The 25,567-nt window shown below is 41.7% G+C and carries 18 protein-coding genes and 4 pseudogenes; 12 read left to right on the forward strand and 10 right to left on the reverse strand.

Annotated features, from left to right (window positions below; genetic code table 11):
• Position 1: 1 nt before the first annotated feature.
• The 4 genes from ACLFKQ_RS01380 to ACLFKQ_RS01395 all read right to left on the reverse strand — a co-directional run bounded on the left by ACLFKQ_RS01380 (position 2) and on the right by ACLFKQ_RS01395 (position 6,377).
• The gene (locus tag ACLFKQ_RS01380; RefSeq protein ID WP_448998135.1) at positions 2-379 is read right to left on the reverse strand and encodes a response regulator; all 378 of its coding nucleotides are present in this window, start codon (positions 377-379) and stop codon (positions 2-4) included.
• Positions 372-3,587, reverse strand: coding sequence for a PAS domain S-box protein (locus ACLFKQ_RS01385; protein ID WP_448998136.1), 3,216 nt, complete (start codon positions 3,585-3,587; stop codon positions 372-374). The genes ACLFKQ_RS01380 and ACLFKQ_RS01385 overlap by 8 nt, the downstream gene beginning before the upstream one ends.
• Positions 3,569-5,602 carry a response regulator gene (locus ACLFKQ_RS01390; protein WP_448998137.1) on the reverse strand — a complete coding sequence of 678 codons (2,034 nt, stop codon included), beginning with the start codon at positions 5,600-5,602 and terminating at the stop codon, positions 3,569-3,571. The genes ACLFKQ_RS01385 and ACLFKQ_RS01390 overlap by 19 nt, the downstream gene beginning before the upstream one ends.
• Before the next feature lie 217 nt (positions 5,603-5,819).
• Positions 5,820-6,377: a hypothetical protein gene (locus ACLFKQ_RS01395; protein ID WP_448998138.1), complete on the reverse strand. Its 558-nt coding sequence runs from the start codon at positions 6,375-6,377 to the stop codon at positions 5,820-5,822.
• Positions 6,378-6,737: 360 nt separating this feature from the next.
• Here ACLFKQ_RS01395 and ACLFKQ_RS01400 point away from each other — a divergent pair, with 360 nt between their 5' ends.
• Both ACLFKQ_RS01400 and ACLFKQ_RS01405 read left to right on the forward strand, forming a co-directional pair.
• Positions 6,738-7,190, forward strand: coding sequence for a Spy/CpxP family protein refolding chaperone (locus ACLFKQ_RS01400; RefSeq protein ID WP_448998139.1), 453 nt, complete (start codon positions 6,738-6,740; stop codon positions 7,188-7,190).
• Between the two features lie 155 nt (positions 7,191-7,345).
• A complete protein-coding gene (locus tag ACLFKQ_RS01405) occupies positions 7,346-7,984 on the forward strand; it encodes a hypothetical protein (RefSeq protein WP_448998140.1) in 639 nt (212 codons plus the stop codon).
• A 214-nt stretch (positions 7,985-8,198) separates the two neighbouring features.
• On the opposite strand, the gene ACLFKQ_RS01410 is transcribed toward ACLFKQ_RS01405, so the two are convergent.
• Complete coding sequence (locus tag ACLFKQ_RS01410) at positions 8,199-8,969, reverse strand: DUF3887 domain-containing protein (protein ID WP_448998141.1); 771 nt, start codon at positions 8,967-8,969, stop codon at positions 8,199-8,201.
• Between the two features lie 297 nt (positions 8,970-9,266).
• Here ACLFKQ_RS01410 and ACLFKQ_RS01415 point away from each other — a divergent pair.
• The 4 genes and pseudogenes from ACLFKQ_RS01415 to ACLFKQ_RS01430 form a co-directional block, all read left to right on the forward strand.
• Positions 9,267-9,479: pseudogene (locus tag ACLFKQ_RS01415) on the forward strand (thermonuclease family protein); the annotation flags it as partial.
• Between the two features lie 380 nt (positions 9,480-9,859).
• Positions 9,860-10,090, forward strand: a complete 231-nt coding sequence (locus ACLFKQ_RS01420) for a pilus assembly FimT family protein (protein WP_448998142.1) — start codon at positions 9,860-9,862, stop codon at positions 10,088-10,090.
• Positions 10,091-10,577: 487 nt separating this feature from the next.
• Positions 10,578-10,832 (forward strand): annotated as a pseudogene (locus tag ACLFKQ_RS01425) (transposase); the annotation flags it as partial.
• A gap of 78 nt (positions 10,833-10,910) precedes the next feature.
• Positions 10,911-11,873 (forward strand): annotated as a pseudogene (locus ACLFKQ_RS01430) (IS701 family transposase).
• A 211-nt stretch (positions 11,874-12,084) separates the two neighbouring features.
• Here the strand turns inward: ACLFKQ_RS01430 and ACLFKQ_RS01435 are convergent.
• Entirely contained in the window at positions 12,085-12,546 is a 462-nt protein-coding gene (locus ACLFKQ_RS01435) for a cupredoxin domain-containing protein (protein WP_448998143.1), read from the reverse strand.
• A 12-nt stretch (positions 12,547-12,558) separates the two neighbouring features.
• Between ACLFKQ_RS01435 and ACLFKQ_RS01440 the strand changes: the two are divergent.
• Positions 12,559-12,865, forward strand: a pseudogene (locus ACLFKQ_RS01440) (helix-turn-helix domain-containing protein); the annotation flags it as partial.
• A 30-nt stretch (positions 12,866-12,895) separates the two neighbouring features.
• Here the strand turns inward: ACLFKQ_RS01440 and dndE are convergent.
• The 3 genes from dndE to ACLFKQ_RS01455 all read right to left on the reverse strand — a co-directional run bounded on the left by dndE (position 12,896) and on the right by ACLFKQ_RS01455 (position 14,854).
• Complete coding sequence (dndE, locus tag ACLFKQ_RS01445; protein ID WP_448998144.1) at positions 12,896-13,285, reverse strand: DNA sulfur modification protein DndE; 390 nt, start codon at positions 13,283-13,285, stop codon at positions 12,896-12,898.
• Between the two features lie 33 nt (positions 13,286-13,318).
• Positions 13,319-14,392: a heat-inducible transcriptional repressor HrcA gene (gene hrcA, locus ACLFKQ_RS01450; RefSeq protein WP_448998145.1), complete on the reverse strand. Its 1,074-nt coding sequence runs from the start codon at positions 14,390-14,392 to the stop codon at positions 13,319-13,321.
• Positions 14,393-14,503: 111 nt separating this feature from the next.
• The gene (locus tag ACLFKQ_RS01455; RefSeq protein ID WP_448998146.1) at positions 14,504-14,854 is read right to left on the reverse strand and encodes a rhodanese-like domain-containing protein; all 351 of its coding nucleotides are present in this window, start codon (positions 14,852-14,854) and stop codon (positions 14,504-14,506) included.
• A gap of 166 nt (positions 14,855-15,020) precedes the next feature.
• Here ACLFKQ_RS01455 and ACLFKQ_RS01460 point away from each other — a divergent pair, with 166 nt between their 5' ends.
• The 3 genes from ACLFKQ_RS01460 (at position 15,021) to ACLFKQ_RS01470 (ending at position 20,396) form a co-directional block, all read left to right on the forward strand.
• Positions 15,021-16,691, forward strand: coding sequence for a DUF3352 domain-containing protein (locus ACLFKQ_RS01460; RefSeq protein WP_448998147.1), 1,671 nt, complete (start codon positions 15,021-15,023; stop codon positions 16,689-16,691).
• Between the two features lie 283 nt (positions 16,692-16,974).
• Entirely contained in the window at positions 16,975-19,227 is a 2,253-nt protein-coding gene (locus ACLFKQ_RS01465; protein ID WP_448998148.1) for an EAL domain-containing protein, read from the forward strand.
• Positions 19,228-19,598: 371 nt separating this feature from the next.
• On the forward strand, positions 19,599-20,396 hold the full coding sequence (locus tag ACLFKQ_RS01470) for an SDR family NAD(P)-dependent oxidoreductase (protein WP_448998149.1): 798 nt from the start codon (positions 19,599-19,601) through the stop codon (positions 20,394-20,396).
• A 112-nt stretch (positions 20,397-20,508) separates the two neighbouring features.
• On the opposite strand, the gene recR is transcribed toward ACLFKQ_RS01470, so the two are convergent.
• Entirely contained in the window at positions 20,509-21,159 is a 651-nt protein-coding gene (recR, locus tag ACLFKQ_RS01475) for a recombination mediator RecR (RefSeq protein WP_448999429.1), read from the reverse strand.
• 113 nt (positions 21,160-21,272) lie between these two features.
• Between recR and ppk1 the strand changes: the two genes are divergently transcribed.
• Positions 21,273-23,405, forward strand: a complete 2,133-nt coding sequence (gene ppk1, locus ACLFKQ_RS01480) for a polyphosphate kinase 1 (protein ID WP_448998150.1) — start codon at positions 21,273-21,275, stop codon at positions 23,403-23,405.
• Between the two features lie 405 nt (positions 23,406-23,810).
• Positions 23,811-25,271, forward strand: a complete 1,461-nt coding sequence (ftsY, locus tag ACLFKQ_RS01485) for a signal recognition particle-docking protein FtsY (protein ID WP_448998151.1) — start codon at positions 23,811-23,813, stop codon at positions 25,269-25,271.
• The last annotated feature ends 296 nt before the right edge of the window (positions 25,272-25,567 follow it).

The raw sequence follows: 25,567 nt of genomic DNA on the forward strand, positions 1-25,567 counted from the left end.
TCTAAGAGATCCATCCCAATATATCTGCAACCTGAGTCCAGACCGTCATCGGATCGAATGGTTTAGGAATGAACCCAGCAATTTTTATAGTTGCGAACTTGGCGCGGTCGCTCGGCGTTACCTTTGCCGTGAGTAAGACGACGGGAATAGCCAGGGTTTCGGAATTGGACTGTAGGCATTCGACAAACTGAAATCCATCCATTTCCGGCATCGAAACATCGAGAATAATACTATCTATCGGTTCTGTTCTGGCTTTATATAACCCTTCGGCACTAGAATTTGCTGTTAATGCTCTCCAACCGGCAAAGTCCTCAAATACTCTTTGCAAAACAAAGAGTATCTCCGGTTCGTCGTCAACAATCAGTACCCGTTTACTCATGGCTCCACAATGGTAACGTGAAGAAAAATGTACTACCGCGTCCTAACTCGCTTTCAACCCAAATACGTCCGCCGTGCTGTTCGACGATACTTTTACAAATAGCTAGACCCAATCCCGTACCTCCTTTCTGACGGGAGTCAGATGCATTGACCTGTTGGAAACGGTCAAAGATAGTTAATAACTTATCTGCTGGTATACCCTGTCCGCAGTCTTTGACTTGAAACAGAATTGCCTTTCGTCCTTCCTCTAGAGTTGCTAATTCGGCTCGCTCTCGAATCGATAACGAACCCTCAGTAACCAACTCTGCCGTCAGCCAGATAGTAGAACTTGGGGGAGAGAATTTAATTGCATTGCTCAACAGGTTAGTTAAGGTCTGCACGATCACATTGGGAGCTGCGAATACTTGGTAAGAAAAGGGACGAACTACCAGCTCGATCTTGGCTCGCTCGGCAAGCAGCTTGACGGACTCGGTTGCCTGCTGGAGAAGGTTTTTTATCTGGCACGTTTCCTTGTCTAACTTCAATTTCCCCGACTCTAACCGCTCTAGATCGAGAATATCGTTGACCAGACAAACCATACGTTCGCTGTTGTTGAGGGCAATTTGTAATAGTTCTTTTGCCGTTTCGGATTTATCCTCGTAAAACCCAGTATTGAGCAGTCCTAAAGCTCCCCTAATTGCGGTTAAGGGAGTACGAAGTTCGTGACTGACGATAGAAATAAATTCATCTTGGAGTCGGTCGAACCTGTCGCGATCGCTAAGATCTTGAATCTGAGCGATAAAATAAAGGGACTTGAAGTTGCGATCTTTCACTAGAGATAAGCTGAGAAAACAGCGAACGGTATTGCCGCATTTGTGGAGACAGCAGATTTCTCTTTGGGTAACTTGAGTGCTAGCCGCTAACATCTGTTGTCTAATCTCCAAAATCAGTTCTCGATCTTGAAGAGCGGTAATATCTTGCAGAGTCGCCGTGAGTAATTCTGCCGTTGAGTAACCGACAATCTTACCCAAAGAAGCGTTTACCTTGAGAAACTTGCCGTTGCGATCGACGATGGCGGTGCCGAGCGGCGTATTTTCAAAGGCATTGCGAAACCGTTCTTCGCTCTCTTGAAGTGCTAGCTCTGCTCTTTTGCGTTCTGTCAGATCCCGAATCACAATCAGAACATCGTCTGTCCCCAGTGGTACTACTCGTGCCTCTTGCCAAACAATTCGTCCGTTTTCCAACATGGGAAACTCATCAATTTGGATTTCTCCACTTTGCAGAGTTGCTTCAACAAGCCCGAGCGATTGTCGTGCCACTTGGGGAGGCAAAATGGTGCGGATGTTTTGCCCAGCAGTTGTAGCCGAGACTGTATCGAGGGAAGAATTAGTTGGCTTGACATTGAGATACGTACCATCACGATGCATCCGAATTATTAGATCGGGCAGTGCCTCTACAATAGCTCGGTTTAGTGTTTCTCCTCGCCGAATAGCTTCGGTTTGTTGGACAACTTGCTGTTGCAATTCTCGCTGGTATTTGGCACGTAGTTCTTCAGACTGACGACGTTCGCTGATATCTTGAAAGGCATTAATCCCATAGATCGCGTTGCCAGCTTTATCAAAAATAGGAATAGTACTTACTTCCAAAGGTACGCGCTTACCCTTAACTTCAATCTCGATGTCATCGACTAAAGTAGATTCTCCCTGTAAAGCTCGGGTTGCTGGCAATTTCTCCAGGGAATAGTGGCGATTCGTTCCAGCAACATAAATCGGAAACTCTCGTATAAAATCATCAGATGATAAGGAAGTTGCTATGTCGCTGCGTCCGAGAATTGCTGCTGCCGCTCGATTTACTAATACGGCTTTGCCGTCTCGATCGAAGACAGTAATTCCAATAGGCACATCGTGCAGAAAAGTTTCAAATTTGCTTTCGCTAGCTCGCAGAGAGCTAAATGTAGCCTCAAGCTGCTGCGCCATCTGTTGAAAGGCGATGCCCAGCTTGCTGACTTCGCCGACTCCACCAACTTTAATTGGTCGATCTAACTGTCCTTCGCTAATTGCTGTTGCGGCTTGCTGTAAGCGGCAGATGGGAGTAGTGATCGCCCGTGTCGTCCAAATTCCCGTAATTGTCGCCGATAACAGTGTCAGTCCGCAGAGCAGTAGAGTTCGCTGGTTGTTTACTTGGATGTCTGCTAAAAAGTCGGTTTCGGGAATGACCGTGACGATTAGCCAATTCAGTCCATAAGGATTACGGTATGGTGCGATTTCGACGAACTGACGCTGTTTGTCGAGCAGAAAACTAAATCTTTGACTGGTTTGAATTCGCTCTAAGTTTTCCCACCGGGCGATCGCTGCTTGAGTTACGCCACGAGTTAAGGGATTCTTGCTATCGACAGCCCGCAGTCGTATCAATTGCTCTCCTTGCTTGCGAAAGGGTCGCTCTTGGCTAGAGCTGGCAATTAATTCTCCCGTTGGCTCGATAATAAACGTTTGACCTGATGGCGAAAAATCCAGAGAATCCAGAAATAAACTCACATCTTCTAGCGGTAAATCGGAATTAAACACACCCTGCAATTCGCCGTTTAGATAGACGGGAGTTACCGCAGAAATTACAGCAACAGGTAAATTGAGGGCAGGAAAAACTCGAGTCCAGGTTTGTTCGCCGGCTTGTAGAGCAGTACGATACCATATAAGTTGGCGCGAATCGAAATTGGGAGTGACATGCAGTACTTTTAGACGATTGCGTTCCTCGTCAACTTGGTAAAAGCGCCGCGTTCCGGGTGCGGCGCCTCGCTTATCCCAGATAGCGATCGCGTTGGGTGTAGTGACAACTCCATGGCGATCGCGACCGACTCCTAAAACTTCTCCCTGATAATTGCCCAAGCTAAGGGTGGTGAGGGAAGGAAAGATTTGTAATTGCCGGTAAAAATGCTGCTCTAGTTTGTCAAAATCTGCTACGTCTAGTTCTCCTTTTGCTACCGCTACTCGATTTAGTTCCACTATTTGGTGGGGAGTTTGTAGGTACAATTCAAGTCGTTCGGCGATTCTTACTGATACCTGATTCATTAGCTCGCTGGCTAAGGCATTGGTAGCTTGCTGTCCGCTGCGGTTAGATAAATAGGCGACTAGACCTACTGCTCCCACTAGCTGAAGCACAAAAGGAATGGTCAGCAACATTGCCAGGGGGATTTTAGCTAAAGGACGCTGCTGATTCATAAAGGGTACAAACAATAAGTGTTTCCACCTCTCCATTTAGCCGCTTGTAGTGCCTGGTTTGCCGTATCCATTAGCGCTCCGACACTCGTATTCGATATAGGTACGGTGCCGACAATTCCCAGGCTCAAGGTCACGCGATCGCTAACGCTCGATCGCTCGTGTACGATACTTAACTTGGCAATCTTCCGTTGTATCTTTTGGGCTAAACTGACTGCACTATCCAAATTAGTTGCCGGTAAGAGAATGGCAAATTCCTTTCCACTATAACGAGCTACCATGCTCGACGAGGGCATACATTGCCCCAAGGCAGCAGCGAGTCGTTGCAAACAGATATTGCCTGCTGCATAGCCATAGCAAAGGTTATAGAGTTGAAAGTAATCGATGTCGCCTAGGATCAGAGCTAGGGGTAACTGTTGTTGTAGCGACCGTCGCCAGACTTGATGTAGATGGCACTCTAAACAATGGCGATTTGGTAGTTGAGTTAGAGCATCGGTATTGGTAGCAACAGATTCTCCCGAACTCAATTTTTGCTGGGGTAATCGTTCTAGACAATTGACTACTCGACTGACTAGTTCGGGACCGAGAATCGGTTTGCTAATAAAGTCATTCGCTCCTGCGGCAAATACCTGCTGCAAATATTGGCGATCGGTTTGAGCCGTAATCGCCAAAATCGGTAGATTTTCATAATCAGTATGGAAACGAACCTCTTGACAAAACTCGATCCCGTTAAATTTAGGTAGATCTAGGTCTAGCAGCAGTAAATTGGACGACACGGAAAATAAAGTATCCCACAACTCACTGGGTTTGGTGAGATCGACCACTTTAATACCCTTCGGCTGCAATAGTTGACTGAAGAAGTTTGGAGAACTTGAGCGATCGCTAAGGACTAATACTGTAGCTACTGGAGGTTGTCTCGTTAGTTTTTTGTGTTCGGTAGAGACTGGAAACTCGTAACCTGCGTTCATAGCTATTTGTACGCTGGGGATTAAACCAGTCGAACCTCGCTCGGACAGTTCAGACTTAGCTTGAGACAAAAACTGCTTGAGAGATGCCAATTGCCGCGAAAAATCCTCAATTTCAGTTGCTTCTGTGTAGTCCGTCCTACTTAATAGTTCTTCCATCTGTCTGACAAAAGCCACTCCCTCGCCATAGCCAAATGTTCCCAATCCTCCGACTAACTTATGAGTTTCATCTCTTGCTCGCTCTCGCTGCAATTCGGTTAGAGTATTGGTTAGTATTGCCCGCTCCACTTCTTCTAAGAGTCCAATTCTTCGTTCCAAAGTCGAGCTAAACCATGATGATGCTTGAGCGATCGCCACAATTCCCGATTGTCTCTTTTCTGTCTGGCAGTTGGGGGCAGGTTTCAAGCGATATCCGATGCCAAAGACTGTTTCGACTACTTCCTCAACGATACCAACTTTTTTCAACCGCTGTCGCAAATCTTTGATTAGATTGGTTACCGCTCCTTCTGTCGGATAATTATCGCTCGTCCAAATGCGATCGATGATGGTATTACGACTGAAAGTTTGTCGGGGATGAAATAAAAACAACTCCAATAGTTTATATTCCCTCGGTTTTAATTCTATTTCCCGTCCATCATAAGTAACTTGCAATGTAACCGCATTTAGGGTCAATTTACCCCAAGTTAATCGCGAAGTAAGCCCGGGATTTTTGCTCCTCCTTAATAATGCTCTAATTCTTGCCAGCAGTTGCGAGGGTTCAAAAGGTTTAGTCAGATAATCATCAGCTCCTGCATCCAAGCCTTTGACAATATCATGAGTAGAATTCTTAGCAGTAAGCAGCAGAATAGGCATTTGGTAGCCTTGAGAACGCAGTTGTTTGCAGACAACAATCCCATTGAGTTGAGGAAGCATCACATCGAGTAAAACAAGATCGTACTGCCACTGGCTAGCTAGTTCTAAACTTGTTTGACCATCTCTAGCAAGATCGATGGTATACCTTTCCCCAGTTAGTGTAGCCGAGAGAAATTCGGCAGTGTAAGCATCATCCTCGACTAACAAAATTTTCATAGCAAACTATTTTAGTCGTCTGGAAAGTAAAAACAATTACTCAAAATTCAAATTTAATACGATTAGTTTAAATTGATGGCGGCACTACCCATTCGTATTTCGCATTATATTTACAAATTTATAGAATTTATGCAGTAAAAATTACAGACAAAGGCTTGTCTGAGCAGTGAAGCAAGAGAGATTGCAGACATTGATAGCTTTGGAGGCGATCGATTGTTTACTGCTGTACGGGTTGGATGCGAATCATTGCATCACTAGGACTCTGGCGAATAAGTTGAATAAAATCAGATGGTGTTTCCCACTCGACGAGTACGGATATTGGTGGCGAGTCGCTTTCTGGAGGATTGGCAGGGCGAGTGAAAGTTTCGCTATCGACCAAGCTAAAACTAGGGGACTTAGAAGTTCTCCGCAGTTCTCCTACAGCACGAGTCGGAGCACCAAACCTCTTTTTGAGCTCATCGACGAGTCCTTCAGTATTGCCTTGAGGTATCAAAACCACCTCAGATAGCTGGGGTTGATTGCCAATAAAATTAAATAAGACTTCAAACTGATAGGAACCCGAATTCCAATCGGTTTTTAACAGAGTTTTTTGTCCATTATCGGTCGTTTGGGGATTTTCCACGGGAACAGCAACTCCGTCAGAAGCCTGTTTGATTTCTTCCACACTCATGCCCCATTCAGTATATTGCCATTCTGCTCTAGCGGGAAGAATCGCTAACTGTCCGAAAGCAGCAGCGAAAACAAGCGGTAGCCAAAAGGATAATTTTTTCTTCATATAGCAATCCTATTTAAGCTGCGAAGATCATCATAAAACTCGCTATTAGACATTGGTTATTTTTCAGGAATGATTTAGATGCCACGACATTAAATTAAATCTAGCCACCATTAAATTGAGCCAGCTTACTTAATAATACAATTTGAGTAAATTTTCCAAATTACAAATTTGTTAATTTAGCTTTTTATCGCTTTTCTCAGTTGAGTAAAATAAATCGAGTAAACTACTTTAGCATCTCTAGACTGCCGAGATGGCAAATCTACATCAGTACTTACAATGAATAAAGTATCCGTACTGAGGCTGATTCTAGACATTGATATGGTCGTTTTTTCAGTTAAATTATTTTCGTGAGGAATCTAAATGAAAAAAAAATTAGCTTTACTTTTTGCAATTACATTGAGCTTAGCTTTAATCTGTGGTGCTAATGTAGCTATGACAGAAACTGAAGATAAGATAGGTGCTCGACTTCTAGCTCAATCACAACAACCAACATCGCCAGAAGAGTTTATCGACAACCTAGAGCTTACCGAGCAACAAAAAGAGCAGATTCAGGAAATTTTAGACAGTTACCGACCAGAAATTCGCAGTACATTTGAGGAACTTCAACAAGAATTACAGAATTTAAGAGATACTACCGATCCTACTGCTTCGGCGGATGAAATTCGGATTGCTCGCCAAGAAGTTGTTCGGGTCAGACAACAACTAAGCAATTTGCTTTTTGAAGAGTTGATGGCGATTCGCAGTGAGTTGACAGTCGAGCAACGAGAACAAATTAATCTTCGCCTGCAAGAACTCTACGGTCAGTACAATTAATCTCACCTAGATTCGTGATAAGCTATAACACCGAGTTTTTTCTAGGCAGAAAGTACTACTCTCTCGTAATATGATTCGTCGATATGTGAATCTTTCAAATAATATTTGTTAAAAGGTGTTCTTAAAATTGTTCTTGAAATAACAAGTCCTTTTATATGATGAATCGATTATCATTGAGTACTATCTTTACTTGCACTATTATTAGTTTCGCCACTCCTGCTCTTGCCTTATTGTTCGATCGCCCCGATTTTTTCGAGCAGGGAGATGAGCAGTTCGAGCAGGAAATCGAGCGATTTGAGCGTCAAGCCCCCGAACCTGCTTTGAGTATTGAAGGAGAGGAACAAAGCTGGCAACATTTCGTTTCTCAAGAAGGAGGTTTCAGTGTTTGGGCACCTCGCGGTACCATTACTGCAGAAACAAAAACTTTAGAAACTGAGGTCGGAACTATTGAGTTTCAAGTCTTGGCTACTAATCCCCAATCTTCCAGATTTGTCGTTGCCTACTCGGAGCAAGAACTAACTACGGCTCAGTTAGAAAACCCAGAGGCTATTCTAGTAGGGTTACGAGAGCGAATCGTTAACAATACCGCTTTTGAGCTAATAGATGAACAACCGATAACTTATGACGAATATCCCGGTAGACAATTGCGCTTACAAGATTCGGGAGAAACCATTACTTTCAGAGTCTACCTAATTGATGAAAGACTTTATATTCTGGGTGCGAGTCAGTCAGAGGAGGGTGAGCTTTCTCCGGCGGCGAGTGCCTTTTTTAATTCTTTTGAATCGCTCGAATAAGCTATTCCATAGTCAAAAAGTGTCGTAACGTCAGTTCTACGAAAGATTTTCGGAGACAATTTGAAGAAATCGAGCAATTGGAAAAATCTACCTTTTTCCCTTGCCCTTTAACCAATCTACATCATTCAATTTTCAGAACTTATCGTGCCTCACGTGTCGCAGCAAACGCGATCGAGTTTACTGCTATCAAGATAATGAGAATTTGTCAGAGAATTTATTCTAAATTTGAGGACTGAGGGAAATCCACTCCTACTATTTCTCCTAAAGGATTAAAAAAAAGTGCGAAGCTACGAGTCTCTCGTTCAAAATCTAGCTCCACTATCACGATATCGGAACCAGAATTTTCCACTACTCTAGAGTTAGCAAGACTCTCAAAAGGACCTGTGGTTTCTATAATCTCTTGCCAGCGTTGCTCTAAAGTTTCAGGCAACAATTTCTTTTTTAAGTCGGGAGTAAGATAACTCCTCGCTACTCCATATTGACTATTAGCTAAAGCACCGACAAACTCTTCCGCACTGGCTTGATTGTTTCCTATAAGAAGAAAGTCAACGGCAGTAATTTGCAAATTGGGATCTAAAGTTACCACAAAATCGGGGATCGAGTTTTCAAAATTAGCAGTTACCAAAACCGTATAGTTATTGGAGAAAACATTCATCGGACGGATCTTGCTATACTTAACAAAAGCTCCTTTTGTATCCAATATTCTTTGCCATTGCTGTTGTATGTCTGCAGCAGAAATATATTCTCTGATACTCGGACTAAGATACTCTCTAGTCTGAGAAAAGTTTCCCGCAACGAGGGAGTCAAAAAATTCTTTAGTGACTTGTCGAGCTTCTTTCGCTCTTTCGGATCTAGCATCATCAGTTTGACTAATTTGAGCGCTCGCTTCAGTCGTCAGAGAAATTGGAATTCCCCTGCTTAATATTGCCACCAAAATAACGAACCAGCCAGAAAAATGAGTTAGTCTTTGTATTCTACGTTTCATCTTCAGTTACCGTCGATCTATGTTCATAACAGATAGCTTTCTCGTGCCTAACATTTTCATCAGCAACAGAGGTTTTTCCACATCAAACAAGATTACTACAGAAACCATCATGAAATACCAATTTTAGTCGAAAAATTATCCGAGATTACTGTTTATTTTATGGCGATGCCTACGATGCCCTTTATGACTGATATAAAGTAGCCAGTAAAGTCCGCTGGAAAAACTTCACCGAAGGTTGAGTTGAGAAATGGTGAATTACTTTTAGTCTCAGTTGAGAAAGACTAATACGAGCGTACTGTAGCAGAGGTTTATGTCAAAGATTCTAGAAGCACAGCCATTAATTTAAACGTTCAGATGCTCAGAGATGCCTATGCTTGGCACTACCAACAATATTCGGATAACTGTTCGACTAAAAAAGATTATGCGATTGCGGAAGATTTAGTAGAGAAGAAAGGTTGGGAGTTTGGAATCGTAGTCACCGAGCACCCTGGGACTACCGAAAAGCTATAAGTAAGTACATACTAAACTTAAATCTTATTCTGCCAGCCTAAACTATTCTGATTTAGTTCCCGAATGTAGCTGTCGGGTTTATCGATTATCGCCTCGGCACAGGAGACAGGATTAATAAAGGTTTTGGGCGATCTACTACTTCTACTACTAACTCTTGTTATTTTGCATTTAATTCTGTCTACCTACTTATAAACCTGCCGCATATGAAAGATTTTACACCTACTTGGCATCGTGAAGCCACAACACGCGGGATAAACTTCGTCGTGCTGGTCTACGAAAAGGCGGAGGGTTTTGTCTTACGTTTAATTGAAGGTCGATGGCCGTGGTAGGAAGCTCACAATGGCTCGGTTACTAACCAACAAGTTAACTACTATTTATTATTGCTAATATCGTTTTGTCCCGTCCTTCAACGAAATACTGGTTTCACTCTCATAGAAATGCTGGTTACCGCGATCTTAGTGGGTGTTATTGCCACAATACCTGCTCCTAGCTTCTTAGGATTACTCAATCGCAACAGAGTTAATTCTGCTTTAAACCGCGTCCATATAGAGAACTGGAGTTTTAGCCAAATCCGTTTTCCCTTTGCCCCTTGCCCTTGTATCTTGAATTGAGGATCTTGAATCCTGATAGTTTAGAGAAAGTAGTAGACCGTCTTACCCTTGGTTAATTAAAACCGTGTTAAAGCTGGGTCACTACAATTTCTCTCTCCTCAAGCCAACTCAAACAATCGCCAGGGTATTGAAACCCGTATCTTTGCAAGGAAGAGTCAGATGAGCGAGAGTCAAAACGATTGTAAAATCTCACTAAAAGTGAAGCAAACTCATGAGTGAAACACAGTGGGTAGGAATAGCGGTGCGACCCCGCTGCGGTTTCAGGGCGCACCTGCGCCGAATCGCTTCATCTGTATTTAAAGAAGCGATTCGCTCCTGGCAGAGCCTGCTAGGGAACGCGCACCAAGACGATGTCTGTCAAAAATATCTTGATATCTATGTAGGTCCTGAAGGAAAACTATTTCAAGTAACAAATGATGAAGTAGGCATTAGCAAACTCGTTCCAATTAAAGAAATTAAATCACAACTTAAATCGGCGATCGCCATCAACGAAGACTGGAAGCAGAAACTAGATTTGTTAACTAGCGTACCTGGAATTGGGGAAGTCGTAACTGTAACTCTTATTTCATTTTTACCAGAATTAGGTAAAATTTCCCATAACTCAATTTCTTATTTAGTTGGTGTTGCTCCTTTGAATAAAGATAGCGGCAAATTTCGTGGCAAACGAAGAATTTGGGGCGGAAGGGCTAAGATTCGTTGTGTGCTTTATATGGCAGCTTTGGTAGCAATTCGTTTTAATCCCCCCAGGAGTTACGCAGTTGAAGAAGAAATGCGATAAAAAGGAGGCAAGAACCCACCAAAATACACAGCTACTGAATATATCAACTTCCTGATTGCTACTCAGAAAGCTTACAGTTGTAGAGAAGCTGAGCGAGTGCAACCAAAACAGCCAGAACCACCAGCTCATGATGCTATTACTCGCTTACTACATCGCGTGGAACCAAACGTAGAGGAGCTATGGGATGAAGCGAGAGGATTGGTCAAGCTCAAAGAAGGTATTTTGGTTGTAGACGATTCAGTGTTGAACAAGCTGTATGCCCAAAAAATGGAATTGGTTAGCTGGCAGTGGTCGGGCAAACACGGACGAGTAGTCAAAGGCATCAATCTGACAACCATGCTCTGGACAAATGGGGATAAACACATTCCCTGCGACTACCGACTTTATGAGAAAGCAGTTGATGGTGCTACAAAAAACGACCACTTCCGCGCCATGCTACAAACGGTACGAGAGCGAGACTTTATACTGCGCTGTGTGGCGTTTGATAGCTGGTTCAGTGCCTTAGATAATCTGAAGCTAATTCGTAGTTATGGTTGGACTTGGCTGACTCGACTGAAGCGTAATCGGTTGGTCAATCCCGAGCGCCTTGGCAATCGTCGGGTGGATGAAGTTGATTTAAGTGAAACAGGGACGATCGTTCATCTCAAAGGTTATGGCTGAATCAAAGTCTTCAAGATAGTTGCTACAGACGGTGACATTGATTACTGGGCTACCAACGACCTTCAGATGACTCCTCTTCGTCGACTACAGTATGCTGAGTTTGAGTGGGCGATCGAGGAATATCACCGAGGGCTAAAACAATGTTGTGGCGTTGAGCGGGCACAAGTTCGTTCCGCTCGTGCACAGCGCAACCATATTGGTTTAGCTATTCGCGCCTTCCTACGCCTAGAAATCCAATGGTTCAACACGGGCATCAGTTGGTATGAAGCTAAAACTAGCATTATACGTGAGGCAGTGCGTTCCTATTTGTCCTCTCCTTGGTTAACTCTCCCACCAACTGCGTAACTCCTGAGTGTATTAAGCGGTGCGACCTCTATGAGTTTTACTCATCTAGGGAACGCGCACCAAGACATCGATTTGCTATCGAATTTGAAGAGAGATTTTCTTTATAGGTATTTCTTCCTGATACAAATTATTTGACAAACCCGATTAATTTTTACAGCACTGAAGTTAAATAAATCGATCTAAGGATAATGCTCGATCGCGACTTCTATCTTTAATTCTCAACGATGATTTGTCCTACCATTCCCGCTGGAGCGTGACCTTCAATCGAACAATGTAATTCATAATTACCCGGTTTCATGGGAGTCAAAAACCATTCAGCTTCCGCACCTGGTTTTAATTCCAGTTCGTGGATCGCTCCTTTTACTTCTACTTTACTAGCTTCCACTTTTTTCGTCCAGCTAGCGTCGGCAAAATCTTTAGCCGTAAAGTAGTGTTTTTCTGGACTAGGATTATCTAACATTAGTTTGTATTGCTTTCCCGTTTTCAACTTAATGTGGTTGGGAAAGAATTTTAATTCCCCTTGCTCGTTTCCCAAACTGACTTTGACTTCGCTTGCTGAAGAATTAGCTACGGCTGTTGGCATCCAAATTCCAACGGTAGCGACTATTATTGCTATCGTTAGAGCTGTATTCTGGCTAATAGTCTTAAAAATTGACCGATTCGGTGACATCATAGCGATCTCCTCTTGCTTCAAGTAACAGATTACATTAATAATCATCTCACGCGCTTGATTAAACTAGAAGATTTAGCATCATATATCGGAATAACTCAATTTCACTTCAGTAAGTTATTCAAACAATAAACAGGAACATCTCCCCATCAGTATGTGATGCAACAGAGAATCGAACGAGCTAAACGTTTATTAAAAAAAAGCAGATATGTCTATTGCAGACATCGCTTTAGAATGTGGTTTTAATAGTCAGAGTCATTTAGGAAAATATTTTCGTAAAATAACAGGAATGACTTCCAAAGCCTGCGGTGAAGAACAATAGTTGAAAATGAAGCGATTAAAACTATTTTTATCAAACATCCCCAATAGCGATCGCTACTAAATTTTCGATATTTTCAATTGTAGGATCTCCGGCTAAGTAAGCGATGCCCCGATGCAGATGCAGGGTAAATTGTTGTTTGAGAACTTCTCTGTCAGTTCCCAAGCCATCACTAGCACATCTCTGTTTGAGAGCAATTAATAATATATCAGCAATTTCTCCCCCAAACACATTCCAGGCAATTTCTACTTTACTATCGGTCTTAATCTTCACCGCAGAAGGAATACTAGCTTCGGCTAGAGAACGACATAACGCCCATCGACACAGAATATTCCACTGTTTGATTTTAGTACTGCGCTTGAGTTTGTTTAATTGGTCTTCAGCAGTTTTAGAAAGGCGAACGCGCTCGATTGGGCTATTCATTAGAAAATAGTAAAATTATCGTGCTCGAAAGATCTATTTAAGTGTATCGGAAAGATAGTCGGCAGTAGTTTCCACTAAAGCGATCGCATTTTCATAAAGCATTCGCGTCGGACCGAGTACCCCAACGCTTCCGACTGGTAGACGATCTTGATAGTAGTTTGCCGATACCAAGGTACAGATTTGCATCGGTTCGAGAGGATTTTCCGCACCAATTTTAATCGTAACTCGCTCGGTTTGACGATCTAGGTCGGGAAAAGTATAAATAACGGGTAAAAGCTGCTCTTGCTTCTCTTCTAAGAGATAGAGTAAGGTTTGTACCTGTTCTAGTCGAGAAAACTCTGGCTGACGCAGAATTTCGGCAACTCCATGAATGGCAATTGGATTGAAAGTAGAAGGTTTGAGAGAGCGTTGTATTGCTTCCGCTAATTTTTTGAGAAAATCTGTATAGCTTTGAAATTCGCGGTCGATTTCTCCCCAGTCGATCGCGGCAATTTTGTCAAGCGATCGCCCTTTGAGTTTGTGATTGAGAAAGTTAGATAAGATTTGTAAATCACTTCTAATTACTTCTTCCTCAATTGCTTCTTCACTAAAGGGAGATTCAATTAAAATCGATTGGGTATGATAAGAATCTGTAACCACAATCAGCATGATTTGACCCGAAGCAACCCGCACTAACTGCAAATGGTGGATGGTAGTGTTGAGTTTTTGAGGGAAGGTAATTAGAGCAATATAGCCACTTAAAGCCGCCAGGATTTTCGTCGCTCTTTGTAGCAAGGCTTCAAAGTTGCCTTTTTCTGACTGTAGCTCCTGTTCCAAGAAGCGAGCGATAATTTTGCTGATATTTTCATCCCTTACCAGCAGGCGATCGACATAGATCCGATAACCAAAATCCGAAGGAATCCGTCCGGCAGAAACATGGGGCTGATATAATAGTCCCGCACTTTCCAAACGTCCCATCGCGTTGCGAATTGTCGCCGAACTAACGTTCAAGTCGTATTCCTCCGCTAAGGTTTTAGAACCTACTGGTTCGGCTGTAGCGATATAGTGTTTTACTGTGGCTTTAAGTATGTTCTGATATCTGGTATTCAGATCGGGTAGATGAGCCATCGCTCGAACGAATTATTTAACAATATCAATATCCTAAGTTTTTTGGTAAAAAAATTATGTCTATGTCGGAGATAAAAAACTCTAAAACTCTGGCGATCGCCTGCTGACTTGTTAATAGCGAGCTATAGTTGAATCTATTAGTTGAGAATAAGCATCGATACCTCCCGTAACATTTTTTACCTTATTAAAACCTCTCGCCATTAACCACTGACACATTTGAGCCGAACGCATTCCATGGTGGCATATGATGATGGTTTCTGCTTCCGGGTTGAGACGAGTTAAAATGTTATCCGACCATTGCTCGAATTCGCTCAAAGGTAGTACTTCAAATTCGGGAATGCAGGCGATCGCCACTTCATTTCTTTCTCTAACATCGATTAATTGTAAAGATTGGTCTGCACTTGCCAAACGCATTGCCAATTCACTAACATCGATTTCAGGAATTTTCGAACTATAAAACATAATTATTACTTATTTACTTGCTGGTTGGCAAACTCTCATTTTGCTGGGGATTGTTATAAACCAATTGTATTAACAACACACTAGCGACAAAAACTAATTATTATGACCGACATATAGTAAATTAAGATTGTTTCCAGCTACTATCGCTAGTATTTGTTACTGTTTAATGAAACCCCGTTCTTTTTTCACGATTTTAGCCACAGGAGCGATCGCGATTTTTCTCGTCGCGGCGATCGGTCTTTTTTGGATACTCGGTCGAAGTCCTCTAAGCTTATTAGCTGGTGGAGTAGAAACTTATCCTCAAGCAACAGTCTTTATTCCCAAACAAGCTCCTGCGGCAATTTCATTGCTAGTCAATCCTGAAAAACTAGACGCGCTGCGACAACTATCAGTACCAATAAACAAGAGAAGACAATCGCGTCTCGAATGGGACGAATTAAAAACTAATTTACTAGCGCCGACGGGATTAGACTATCGGCGCGATATTAAACCCTGGCTGGGAGAAGAAATCACCCTAGCAATTACCTCTTTAGACTACGATCGCAATGCTGATAACGGCGTTCAGCCTGGATATTTATTAGCCACGGCTACTAGAGATACAGAATTAGCCAAAGAATTTTTACAAATTTCTCTCTCTAAAGCAGCACTCGCCGAATCGCTCGATTTAGTGTTTGAAAAATACAAGGGAGTTAACATTATCTCTCAACGTTCTCTGTCTCCTGAAGTTAACCCCACTATTTGGGCAAATGCTGTAGTTGGTGATTTCGTTTTGTTTGCCAATCATGCCGAAGTATTGCGGAAAGCGATCGACAATGCTCAAGCCGTCGCTCTCAATTTAGAACGAGCTGATTTTTATCAAGCCGCCTTAAAAACCATCGTTCAACCCCGGATCGGACTGGCGTATCTCAATCTTCCAGGAACGTCCGCTTGGCTCGATCGAGCTGCCGTCCCCGAAACTACAGATAAACAAACCCTAACGGCAACCTTGTCAGTTAAACGGGCGGGCGTAGCTGCCGAAACCGCATTAATTGGAGTTAAAGGTGAAAACGATCGCACTCCTGCTTTGAGCGAACCCGTAAAAGCCTTAGCTTATCTTCCCAGTGATAACATTGCCGCGATCGCCGGAACCGATTTAGCAGACTTTTGGCAAAAAATTCTGGCGGGTTTAAATCCTCAAACTCCTTTGGCACAGTTGGTAAATCAACTCGTAGCTAGTATTGAAACTCATTTACAGATCGATTTAGCTCAAGATATTTTTGCCTGGGTAAAAGGTGAATATGCCCTAGCTTTAGTTGATGCGCCAGAGTCCGAGGATCTGGGTTGGCTATTTGTCGCCGAAAATACTGCCAGAGAAATTACCGAAGAGGCGATCGCCCACTTAGATAATATCGCCCAACAACAAGGGTTGAGCGTAGGACAGTTTCCCGTCGGCGAGACTGATGTTACCGCTTGGACAAAATTAAAAACTGCTGCTAAATCCAATTCGGTAAGTCTCAATGCAGAAGTAAAGGGGGCGCACACTATAAGCGATAAATACATTCTTTTAGCCGACTCATTAGAGACGATCGCTAAGGCTCTAGATCGCCGAGATTCTTTTTTATCTAACCCAGAATTTCAAAAAATAGTCGCCTCTTTACCCACTGATAACGATGGCTATTTTTACATCAACTATGCCGAAGGCAAACCAATTATCGAAAGAGAGTTGCCGATCGTCAAAGCGATCGAACTAGCCGCGCAGTCATTATTCGCTCACTTAAAAGCGATCGCCCTTAGCAGCCAGGGAAGCCAAGCAGGTGTTCGTCGGGCTACAGTCGTGTTCGATTTGAATCGTAATTAATTTTTAGTGTGAGAATCGCACTCTAATTGTACGCACCAAATCTTTAGCGATCGCGATTGGAATTTAAACTGTCAGATTTAAAGGCTTTTAAAAGCTCGATCTCGGTGATGACTTCAGATAATTAGTTAGGTTCAGTATTTTAACTTAATTAATTACACTTACTTAGTTGTTTTATAACTATTATCACCGATAGAAAACTAGTGTTTTAACCCATTACAAACTTGAAATAAAATAAGTTAAAACTGGGTAGATAATTTTAAAATAAATATTAAAGAATATTTATATGGCTACCTTAGTAGATTTTAAGCAGGAAAAAACAATTCTTTTAGTTGATGATACGCCTAATAATCTACAACTTATATTTAAATATCTTAAAGATTCTGGTTATAAAGTTTTGGTAGCTCAAAGCGGCAAAATAGCAATTGAAACTGCTAAGTTGATTTTACCGGATTTAATTCTGTTAGACATTATGATGTCAGAGCTGAATGGATTTGAAACTTGCCGTCATTTAAAAACTAATATCTACACTAAAGATATACCAATCATTTTTATGACCGCACTATCAGAAACCAATACTAAAGTAGAGGGTTTTAAACTGGGTGCGGTAGATTATGTTACCAAACCGATCGACCGCGAAGAACTACTGGCAAGAATTTGTACTCATCTCACGCTTCAAAATTTAAATTATCGTTTGGCAACAGAAGCTAAAAAACAAAAGCTACTTTTTGATATTACCAAGCGCATTCGTCAGACACTAGATCTAAAATCGATCTTTCAAACCGCTACAGATGAAATTTTGCATTTTTTAAACTGCGATCGCCTGTCCTTAGTCGCGCTCGATCGGGGCAAAATTTGTATAGAAGCTCAGTCGATCGCTAGTAATCTAGCCACGAGTTTACTACCAATTACTTTAGAGCGCATTTGTCCCAACCAACAACAGTATCGCCGCTATTTAGCAGGCAAAACCTATGCCATTAAACATTGCGAGTGCTCCAACAGAGCGGAAACTACAGAGTCGCAACTACAGTTTATTATCCCGATTGCGATCGACAAAACCGCCAATCTAGAAAACTTTAATCTGCTATGGGGGTGGCTAGTTGCCGATTGTAGTTCTGCCAGACAATGGCAAGAAGGGCAAATAGATTTACTTCAGCGTCTGACAACACAGCTAGCAATCGCGATCGAACAAGGTCTACTATACAAACAGCTACAACAAGCTAATCTACAACTCAAACAACTGGCGATGTGCGATCCCCTTACTAAAATTTTTAATCGTCGTTATTTCGAGCGTCAACTCAATCTTGAATGGCGCAGGGCGATTAGGATACCTGCTTCTCTGTCTTTGCTGATGTGCGATGTTGACTGTTTTAAAATTTACAATGACACCTACGGTCATCAACAAGGAGATGAATGTTTGCGTTTAGTAGCTAAAACCATCTCTGTTGTGGTTAAACGACCTGCTGACATCGTAGCTCGCTATGGAGGGGAAGAATTTGCCGTTATTTTGCCTCATACTCCCCTTCGGGGAGCGATTGAAGTTGCCGAAAATATCAGAGCTAAAATCAAAGAACTAAATATTCCTCACACTAATTCAACAGTAAACTCAGTAGTAACTCTAAGTGTGGGAGTAGCCAATACTTTTCCCAACTCTGAAGACAATCCCGCTCTACTGATTGAAGCAGCCGATCAGGCATTATACACCGCTAAAAATCGTGGACGAGACTGTATCGCCGTCTATCAAGACAATATTTCAAGTTCTAAATCCAAACAGGCATACGAACTTCAATGGAGCAAGCGAATTCGTCAAGCTCTTCAAGAAAATTTGTTCAGTCTTTATGCTCAACCAATTACTGCTCTAGATTTGGACGATCGCAAACAGTATTTTGAGATTTTGTTAAGGTTAACCGATAAAAACAGAGTTATTTTACCCGAGCGATTTTTAGATATTGCTAACCGCAATTTTTTGATGCCTAATATTGATGCCTGGGTAATCGAACACTTACTGGCAACATTAGCTAGTTACGATCGCCACCAATGGGAAAATCATCGCTTCTCGATCAATCTTTCAGGTGCGTCGTTAAACGACGAAAATTTTCTCAATTTTTTGTTAACCAAGCTGCAAGATTATCATCTTGACCCCGAACTGTTCTGTTTTGAAATCACCGAAACAGTAGCTATTTCTAACTTAAATAAAGTGTCCGATTTTATCAAATCTCTGAGAAATATTGGCTGTACTTTTGCTCTTGATGATTTTGGTAAGGGAATGTCTTCTTTGACTTATTTAAAAAATTTATCGGTAGACTTTTTGAAGATTGATGGCTCGTTTATTAAAGCCTTAAACCAAGATAAAGTGTCGAGAGCAATGGTAGAAGCAATTAATAATTTAGCTCAGGTAATTGGTTTGAAAACTGTAGCCGAGTTCGTGGAAAATCAAGATATTTTGGATACTCTGCGCGATCTTAAAGTAGATTATGCTCAGGGATATCATCTCGGTCGTCCTGGAAAATTTGCCGATATTTTACTAACTCAACCTTAAATTTGAGGAAAACAAGAAATTTCCTATTCTTATAAAAGAGTAGCTCTGACGCTCGTCGAGTGACTATCCCTAAGATATTTACCGCCTGCAGAATTAATCTATCAAAAGATGGAATTCTTCGACGCTCCCAAATCTTAATAGCTCGATCTCCTACTTTAACTGTAGTCGAGCGACCGAATTTAGCTCATCCTTTTTATCGAGCGGGTTTTAGAATTATTAGAATTATTGGTAACCCTTGTTAAGTTGCGATTCGAGTTAGGCTTAAATTTTCGCACCGAGCTAAATCTAGATAATATTACTTCTTGAGAACTACCTATCGCCGATTGCTCTGAGTTACAATTCTTAACAAAATGACGAGACTGAGATAGAGAATGAAAACCGCTTTAGTGACTGGTGCTTCTTCTGGAATTGGAGAAGCTTTTGCCAGAGAATTAGCTAGAAAAAAAATCGATTTAGTTTTAGTTGCTAGATCCCAAAATAAACTACAGCAGTTGGCGACAGAACTAGCAGATAAATATGCGATTGCCACAGAAGTAATCGCCCTAGATCTTACCTTACCAGCAGCGGGAAAGAGTTTATTCGATAAGATAGCTGTCAAAGACCTGACTATAGATCTGTTAATCAATAACGCAGGTTTTGGGGATTATGGCGCATTTAGCGATCGCCCTTTAGAAAAGCAATTAACGATGATCCAACTCAACAATACTGTAGTAGTTGAATTGACGGGGTTATTTCTGTCAGCAATGAAACAACGGGGTAAAGGTGCGATCGTCAATATTTCGTCAATTGCTGCCTTTCAACCCGTACCTTATATGTCTGTTTATGCTGCGACTAAAGCTTTCATTCTCAATTTTACAGAAGCAATCTGGGCAGAAAATAAAGATAGCGGTGTCAGAATTCTGGCAGTTTGTCCTGGTCCTACTGAATCTCAATTTTACGACCGTGCCGCTTTTCCCGACTCAATGGGAGAAATGAATGGTGGGACGATGAACTCTCCTGAAGCAGTAGTCGCTGAAACCTTTAAAGCTCTAGAACAACAGCAGTCTACGATTGTAACTGGTGGTATCGGCAATCAGTTAATTGTCAATCTACCGAGATTTTTTCCTAGAGACTTATTAGTTAGCGTGGTTAGCAACCAGTTTAAGCAGGGAGCAACTAGGGAGTCATAAGCAAGTAGGAAGTATGGTTACGGGGCAAAGGGGAGAAAAATTGTTATTGCCTCTTACCTCTTACCTTTCTACTTTCTACTCGTTAATTGCATCGAGTACGAAATTTGGGGTTTTAATCTAACTCCCTTCTTCCCTCTAAAGCTCTGGCTAATGTAACCTCATCTGCATATTCAAGATCGCCCCCCATTGGCAAGCCAAAAGCAATTCTGGTTACTCTAGTAAATGGCTTTAACAGACCATTGAGATAGAGAGTAGTGGTTTCCCCTTCCACGCTAGGACTAATCGCTAAGATAACTTCTTCGATCTTTTGACTGGTAACTCGCTTGACTAGAGCTTCAATATTGAGTTGTTCGGGACCGATTCCATCCATAGGAGAAATAACGCCTCCTAAAACATGATACAAACCGCGATACTCTCTAGTTTTTTCTAGAGCAATGGTATCGCGAGAGTCAGCAACGACACAGACAGTCGAGCGATCGCGATTGGAATTGCTACAGATAGAGCATACAGGCTCTGCTGAAAGATGAAAACAAACTTTACACAATCCAACCTGTTGTTTTGCTTCGACTAAAGCTCGAGCTAAAGCTTTAACTTCTGCATCTGGTCTTTTAATTAAATGTAAAGCTAATCTCTGGGCGGTTTTTGGACCAACTCCAGGTAAAAGTTGTAATTGCTCGATCAAACGAGCTAGAGGGGGTGTATATATGGCGTTCTCCTGAATAATAGTTACGATTGTCTGAACTAAATATAAATAAAGGATTATAGTTGGTTATTCTATACTCGCTTTTGAATAATAATTTTCAGAGTTTAGATTTAGCGTTTTTGCTGCATTTTATATATTAAATTAAGTACGGGTGAGACTGTTAAAAAATTATTATGACTACTACTAAGAAGACCGATACTAAAATCGCTCTTAAAGACTCAAAATACTATTTCAATCGAGAATTGAGTTGGCTGGAATTTAATCGTCGCGTATTAGCTGAAGCTTTAGACGAAAGAACGCCACTTTTAGAAAGGTTGAAGTTCATGTCGATTTTTAGCTCTAATTTAGATGAATTCTTTATGGTGAGGGTAGCTGCTCTCAAACAACAAGTCGAAGCAGGAGTAACTAAATTGACCGCCGATGGTCGTACCGCCGAACAACAGCTAGAAGATATCGCTGAAACCCTACGTCCGATGATTCAGCAACAGCACCAACATTTTGAAAAGGTGCTTAAAAAAGAGTTAACTCGGTGCGGCATCCATCTCGTAGATTATGTCGATCTCAATCAAGAACAAACCGCTTATCTCAATAGCTTTTTTGAAGAACATATTTTTCCCGTTCTAACACCTCTAGCGGTCGATCTTTCTCATCCTTTCCCCTATATTTCTAATCTCAGCTTAAATCTAGCAGTAGTACTCAAAGATCCTTCAACTGAAAGGGAATTATTCGCACGGATTAAAGTTCCCAAATCATTACCACGTTTTGTTTCTTTGCCAGAAGAATTGCGTCAGCGATATCGAGGAAAAGTGGGAGTTTGGACTGGGGTTCCTTTAGAACAGATTATCACTCACAATCTAAAATATTTATTTCCTGGAATGAATATTTTAGAATCATCCGTATTTCGGGTAACTCGCAATACAGATTTGACTTTGGAAGAAGATGAAGCAGATGACTTGCTGCTGGCAATTGAAAAAGAACTACAAAAACGTCGTATTGGTGGTTCTTCAGTGAGATTGGAAATTCAAGCTTTTATTCCTGAAAATATTCGTGCGACAATTATGCGCGAGCTAATTCTAGAAGAAAATGATGTTTACGACATAGATGGTCTACTAGGGTTAGGTGACTTAATGTCTTTTATGAGTTTATCCTTGCCAGAATTAAAAGACAAACCCTGGTCTCCGGTTGTGCCACCGCCAGTAAGTTGGCTTAAAGATGACGGCAGCAATTTATTTGAGATTATCCGTGAAAAAGATTTCTTAGTCCATCATCCCTATCATTCTTTTAGCGTTACGGTACAACGTTTTATCACCGAAGCAGCTGACGATCCTGATGTCTTGGCAATTAAAATGACCCTCTATCGTACTTCTGGAGATTCGCCAATTATCAAGGCTTTGATTTCAGCCGCAGAAAATGGCAAACAGGTAGTAGCTTTAGTAGAGCTAAAAGCTCGTTTTGATGAAGAAAATAACATTATTTGGGCGAGAAAACTAGAAAGTTCTGGGGTACATGTAGTTTATGGCTTACCCAAACTTAAAACTCACACCAAAATTACTTTGATCGTTCGCCAGGAAGAAAATAAAATCAATCGCTATATGCACATCGGCACTGGCAACTACAATCCGAAAACAGCCAAGATCTATACAGATCTGGGTCTTTTTACCTGCGATAAAGACTTGGGTGCAGATATAACCGATTTGTTCAACTTTTTAACTGGTTACTCCCGCCAAAAATCCTATCGCAAACTTTTGGTTGCCCCAGTTAATTTGCGCGATCGCACCCTCGAAATGATTCGCCGCGAAATCGAACATTGTCGTAATGGTAAAACTGGTCGCATCGTCGCCAAAATGAATGCTTTGGTAGATACTCAAGTCATCGAAACTCTTTACGAAGCGTCTCAGGCTGGAGTAAAAATCGATTTAATCGTCAGAGGAATTTGCTGTTTGCGACCCAAAATAGAAGGAGTCAGCGACAATATTAACATTATCAGCATTATCGGGCGTTTTTTGGAACATTCGCGCATCTATTACTTTCACAATGATGGTGCTGAAGAAATCTATATTGGTAGTGCAGATTGGATGACACGCAATCTCAGTCGGCGAGTCGAAGCAGTAACTCCCGTTGAATCTTCAGAAATTTTCAAAGATTTGCAAGAAATTTTAGGAGTCATGCTGTCAGACAACCGCCAGTCGTGGGAACTACAGCCAGATGGAACTTATATTCAAAGAAAACCAACCGAAGGCGAGGCAATACAAAGTACCCACGAGATACTTATGGAAATGGCGGCACAGACGGCAGAACTTGCTTGAGCACTGAAACTTACAATATTCAATACTCAATCGGGCGATCGCTGGGTTGTTAACAATTCTGCCAACATCGTAGTTTAAATATCAACTGGGGCAAACTCTAAGAGTATCTGCATCTGCTGGTATTTTTCGCGAACTTGCTCTAAATCGTATGTTGGGATTATTGTACCTGGTACACTGTTTGCCTTACTATATCTAGAATTCTGATGCTTGAGCTTGTTTTTTGCACTCATGCTTTTTCGAGACTATTGCAAATTTTTTTGAAGTACATCGTGTTATTCGTTCGAATTAGTAGAGTTTTTACTCATAAAGTTCTTCTTCATAATAAAATTTAGTTTCCAGATTGCTGTTTGGAGACGATAGAACATTGCTATTATCTATAAAATAGGTAGATTAAATTCCTTTCTCATGTTTAATTGGTTTCGCCGTAACGCAAAAGCATCTAAACCAGAATCCAAGCCCGACAAAAAAAACGTAACAAACGTAACAGAAGTTACAGAGGCAACTTCAACCGAAACAGAAGCAGCAACCGGATCGGCTACTTCTTCTCAGGTGGATTATCTTGCCTATGCTAAAGCGGCATATCAAAATATTCAGCAGCGCAAACAACAAGAGAAAGTAGAAGAAACTGCAGTAAAAAAAGAACCAGAAGTAGTTACGAAAGCCGAAACTTCAGAAACAGTCTCACAACTGAAAGAAACAGCAGCAACGGAAACCGAAACTCAAGAGACAGTCTCACAACTAGCAGAAAATGTACCTGCTTGGATGAAAAAATCTCAGGGATTAGAGAAATTGAAAGCAACTGCTATGGAAACTCCCGTTGCCGAACCACAACCCGAACCGAGTACTCAAGTCCAAGCGGATATTGACGAAGATTTTATTTGGTCGGCTAAAGTGCTTGCCAATCGCGGTAGAACGGCAGAAGATGTTTCTGAAGAAGAAATAAGCTGGTTGACCAAATTGCGCCAGGGATTAGGTAAGACTCGTCGTGGCTTGATCAATCAGTTAAAGTCGATTGTTGGTCAAGGACCTTTAAATGAAGATGCGGTGATGGAGATTGAAAGTCTCTTACTGCAAGCAGATGTGGGAATTGAGGCTACTGACTACATCATTGACACCTTACAGAATAAGCTGCGCCAAGAAACTCTACCGCCAGAACAAGCGATCGCCTATCTGAAAAAGATTTTGCAAGATATTTTAGATAAACCTCTAGCAGAAAAAGAGGATAAGGCTTTCGTTCCCGAACAGGGAAGTTTGAATATTTGGCTGTTGACTGGAGTTAACGGCGCGGGAAAAACTACTACCATCGGTAAACTAGCCAATCTGGGACAAAAATCAGGCTATAGTTGTTTGATTGCTGCCGCTGACACCTTTCGTGCCGCCGCCGTCGAACAGGTAAAAGTCTGGGGAGAACGGAGCAATACTCCCGTCGTTGCCAACCCCGGAAAAAATACCGATCCTGCCGCAGTAGTCTATGATGCGATCGCTGCAGCTATATCCCGTCAAATCGAGTTGTTGCTAGTCGATACCGCAGGGAGATTACAAAATAAACAAAATTTAATGGCAGAGTTATCAAAAATTCGTAAAATTATCGACAAAAAAGCTCCCGATGCTCGAGTAGAATCTTTACTAGTTCTAGACGCGACTCTCGGTCAAAATGGCTTGCGACAGGCACAGATATTTTCTGAAGCAGCTCAGCTTAGCGGCGTAGTCTTAACTAAACTCGATGGCAGTGCTAAGGGTGGCGTGGCTTTAGCGATAACTCAACAGCTAAATTTACCAATTCGCTTTATCGGTGCGGGAGAAGGAATTGAAGATTTAAGACCTTTTTCTAGCTACGAGTTTGTGGAAGCTTTGCTAAATGGCTAAATTAGTATTAATATTTATTAACAAGCTTCTCATAATCTTTAAATAAATATGAGTGTTTTTAACTAATGTTCTTGGCACTATAATTAATCCAAGTTATCATTAACCAACGGTCAGACCAGGTTAAGAGCGCACTAGGACTCAAAAATCCGTTACATTAAGTTGTCGCTCGGTTCTGTTTTGCCTCAAGTCGGCAAAGTATGCTTAGCTCCTCTGTATCGATAAATTAATAAAAATTAAGAATTTTAATTTAATTGTCAAGCAGAGTAATTAGTTGCAAACGGCTTCGCCATATAATG

The organism is Myxosarcina sp. GI1(2024), assembly GCF_053543375.1.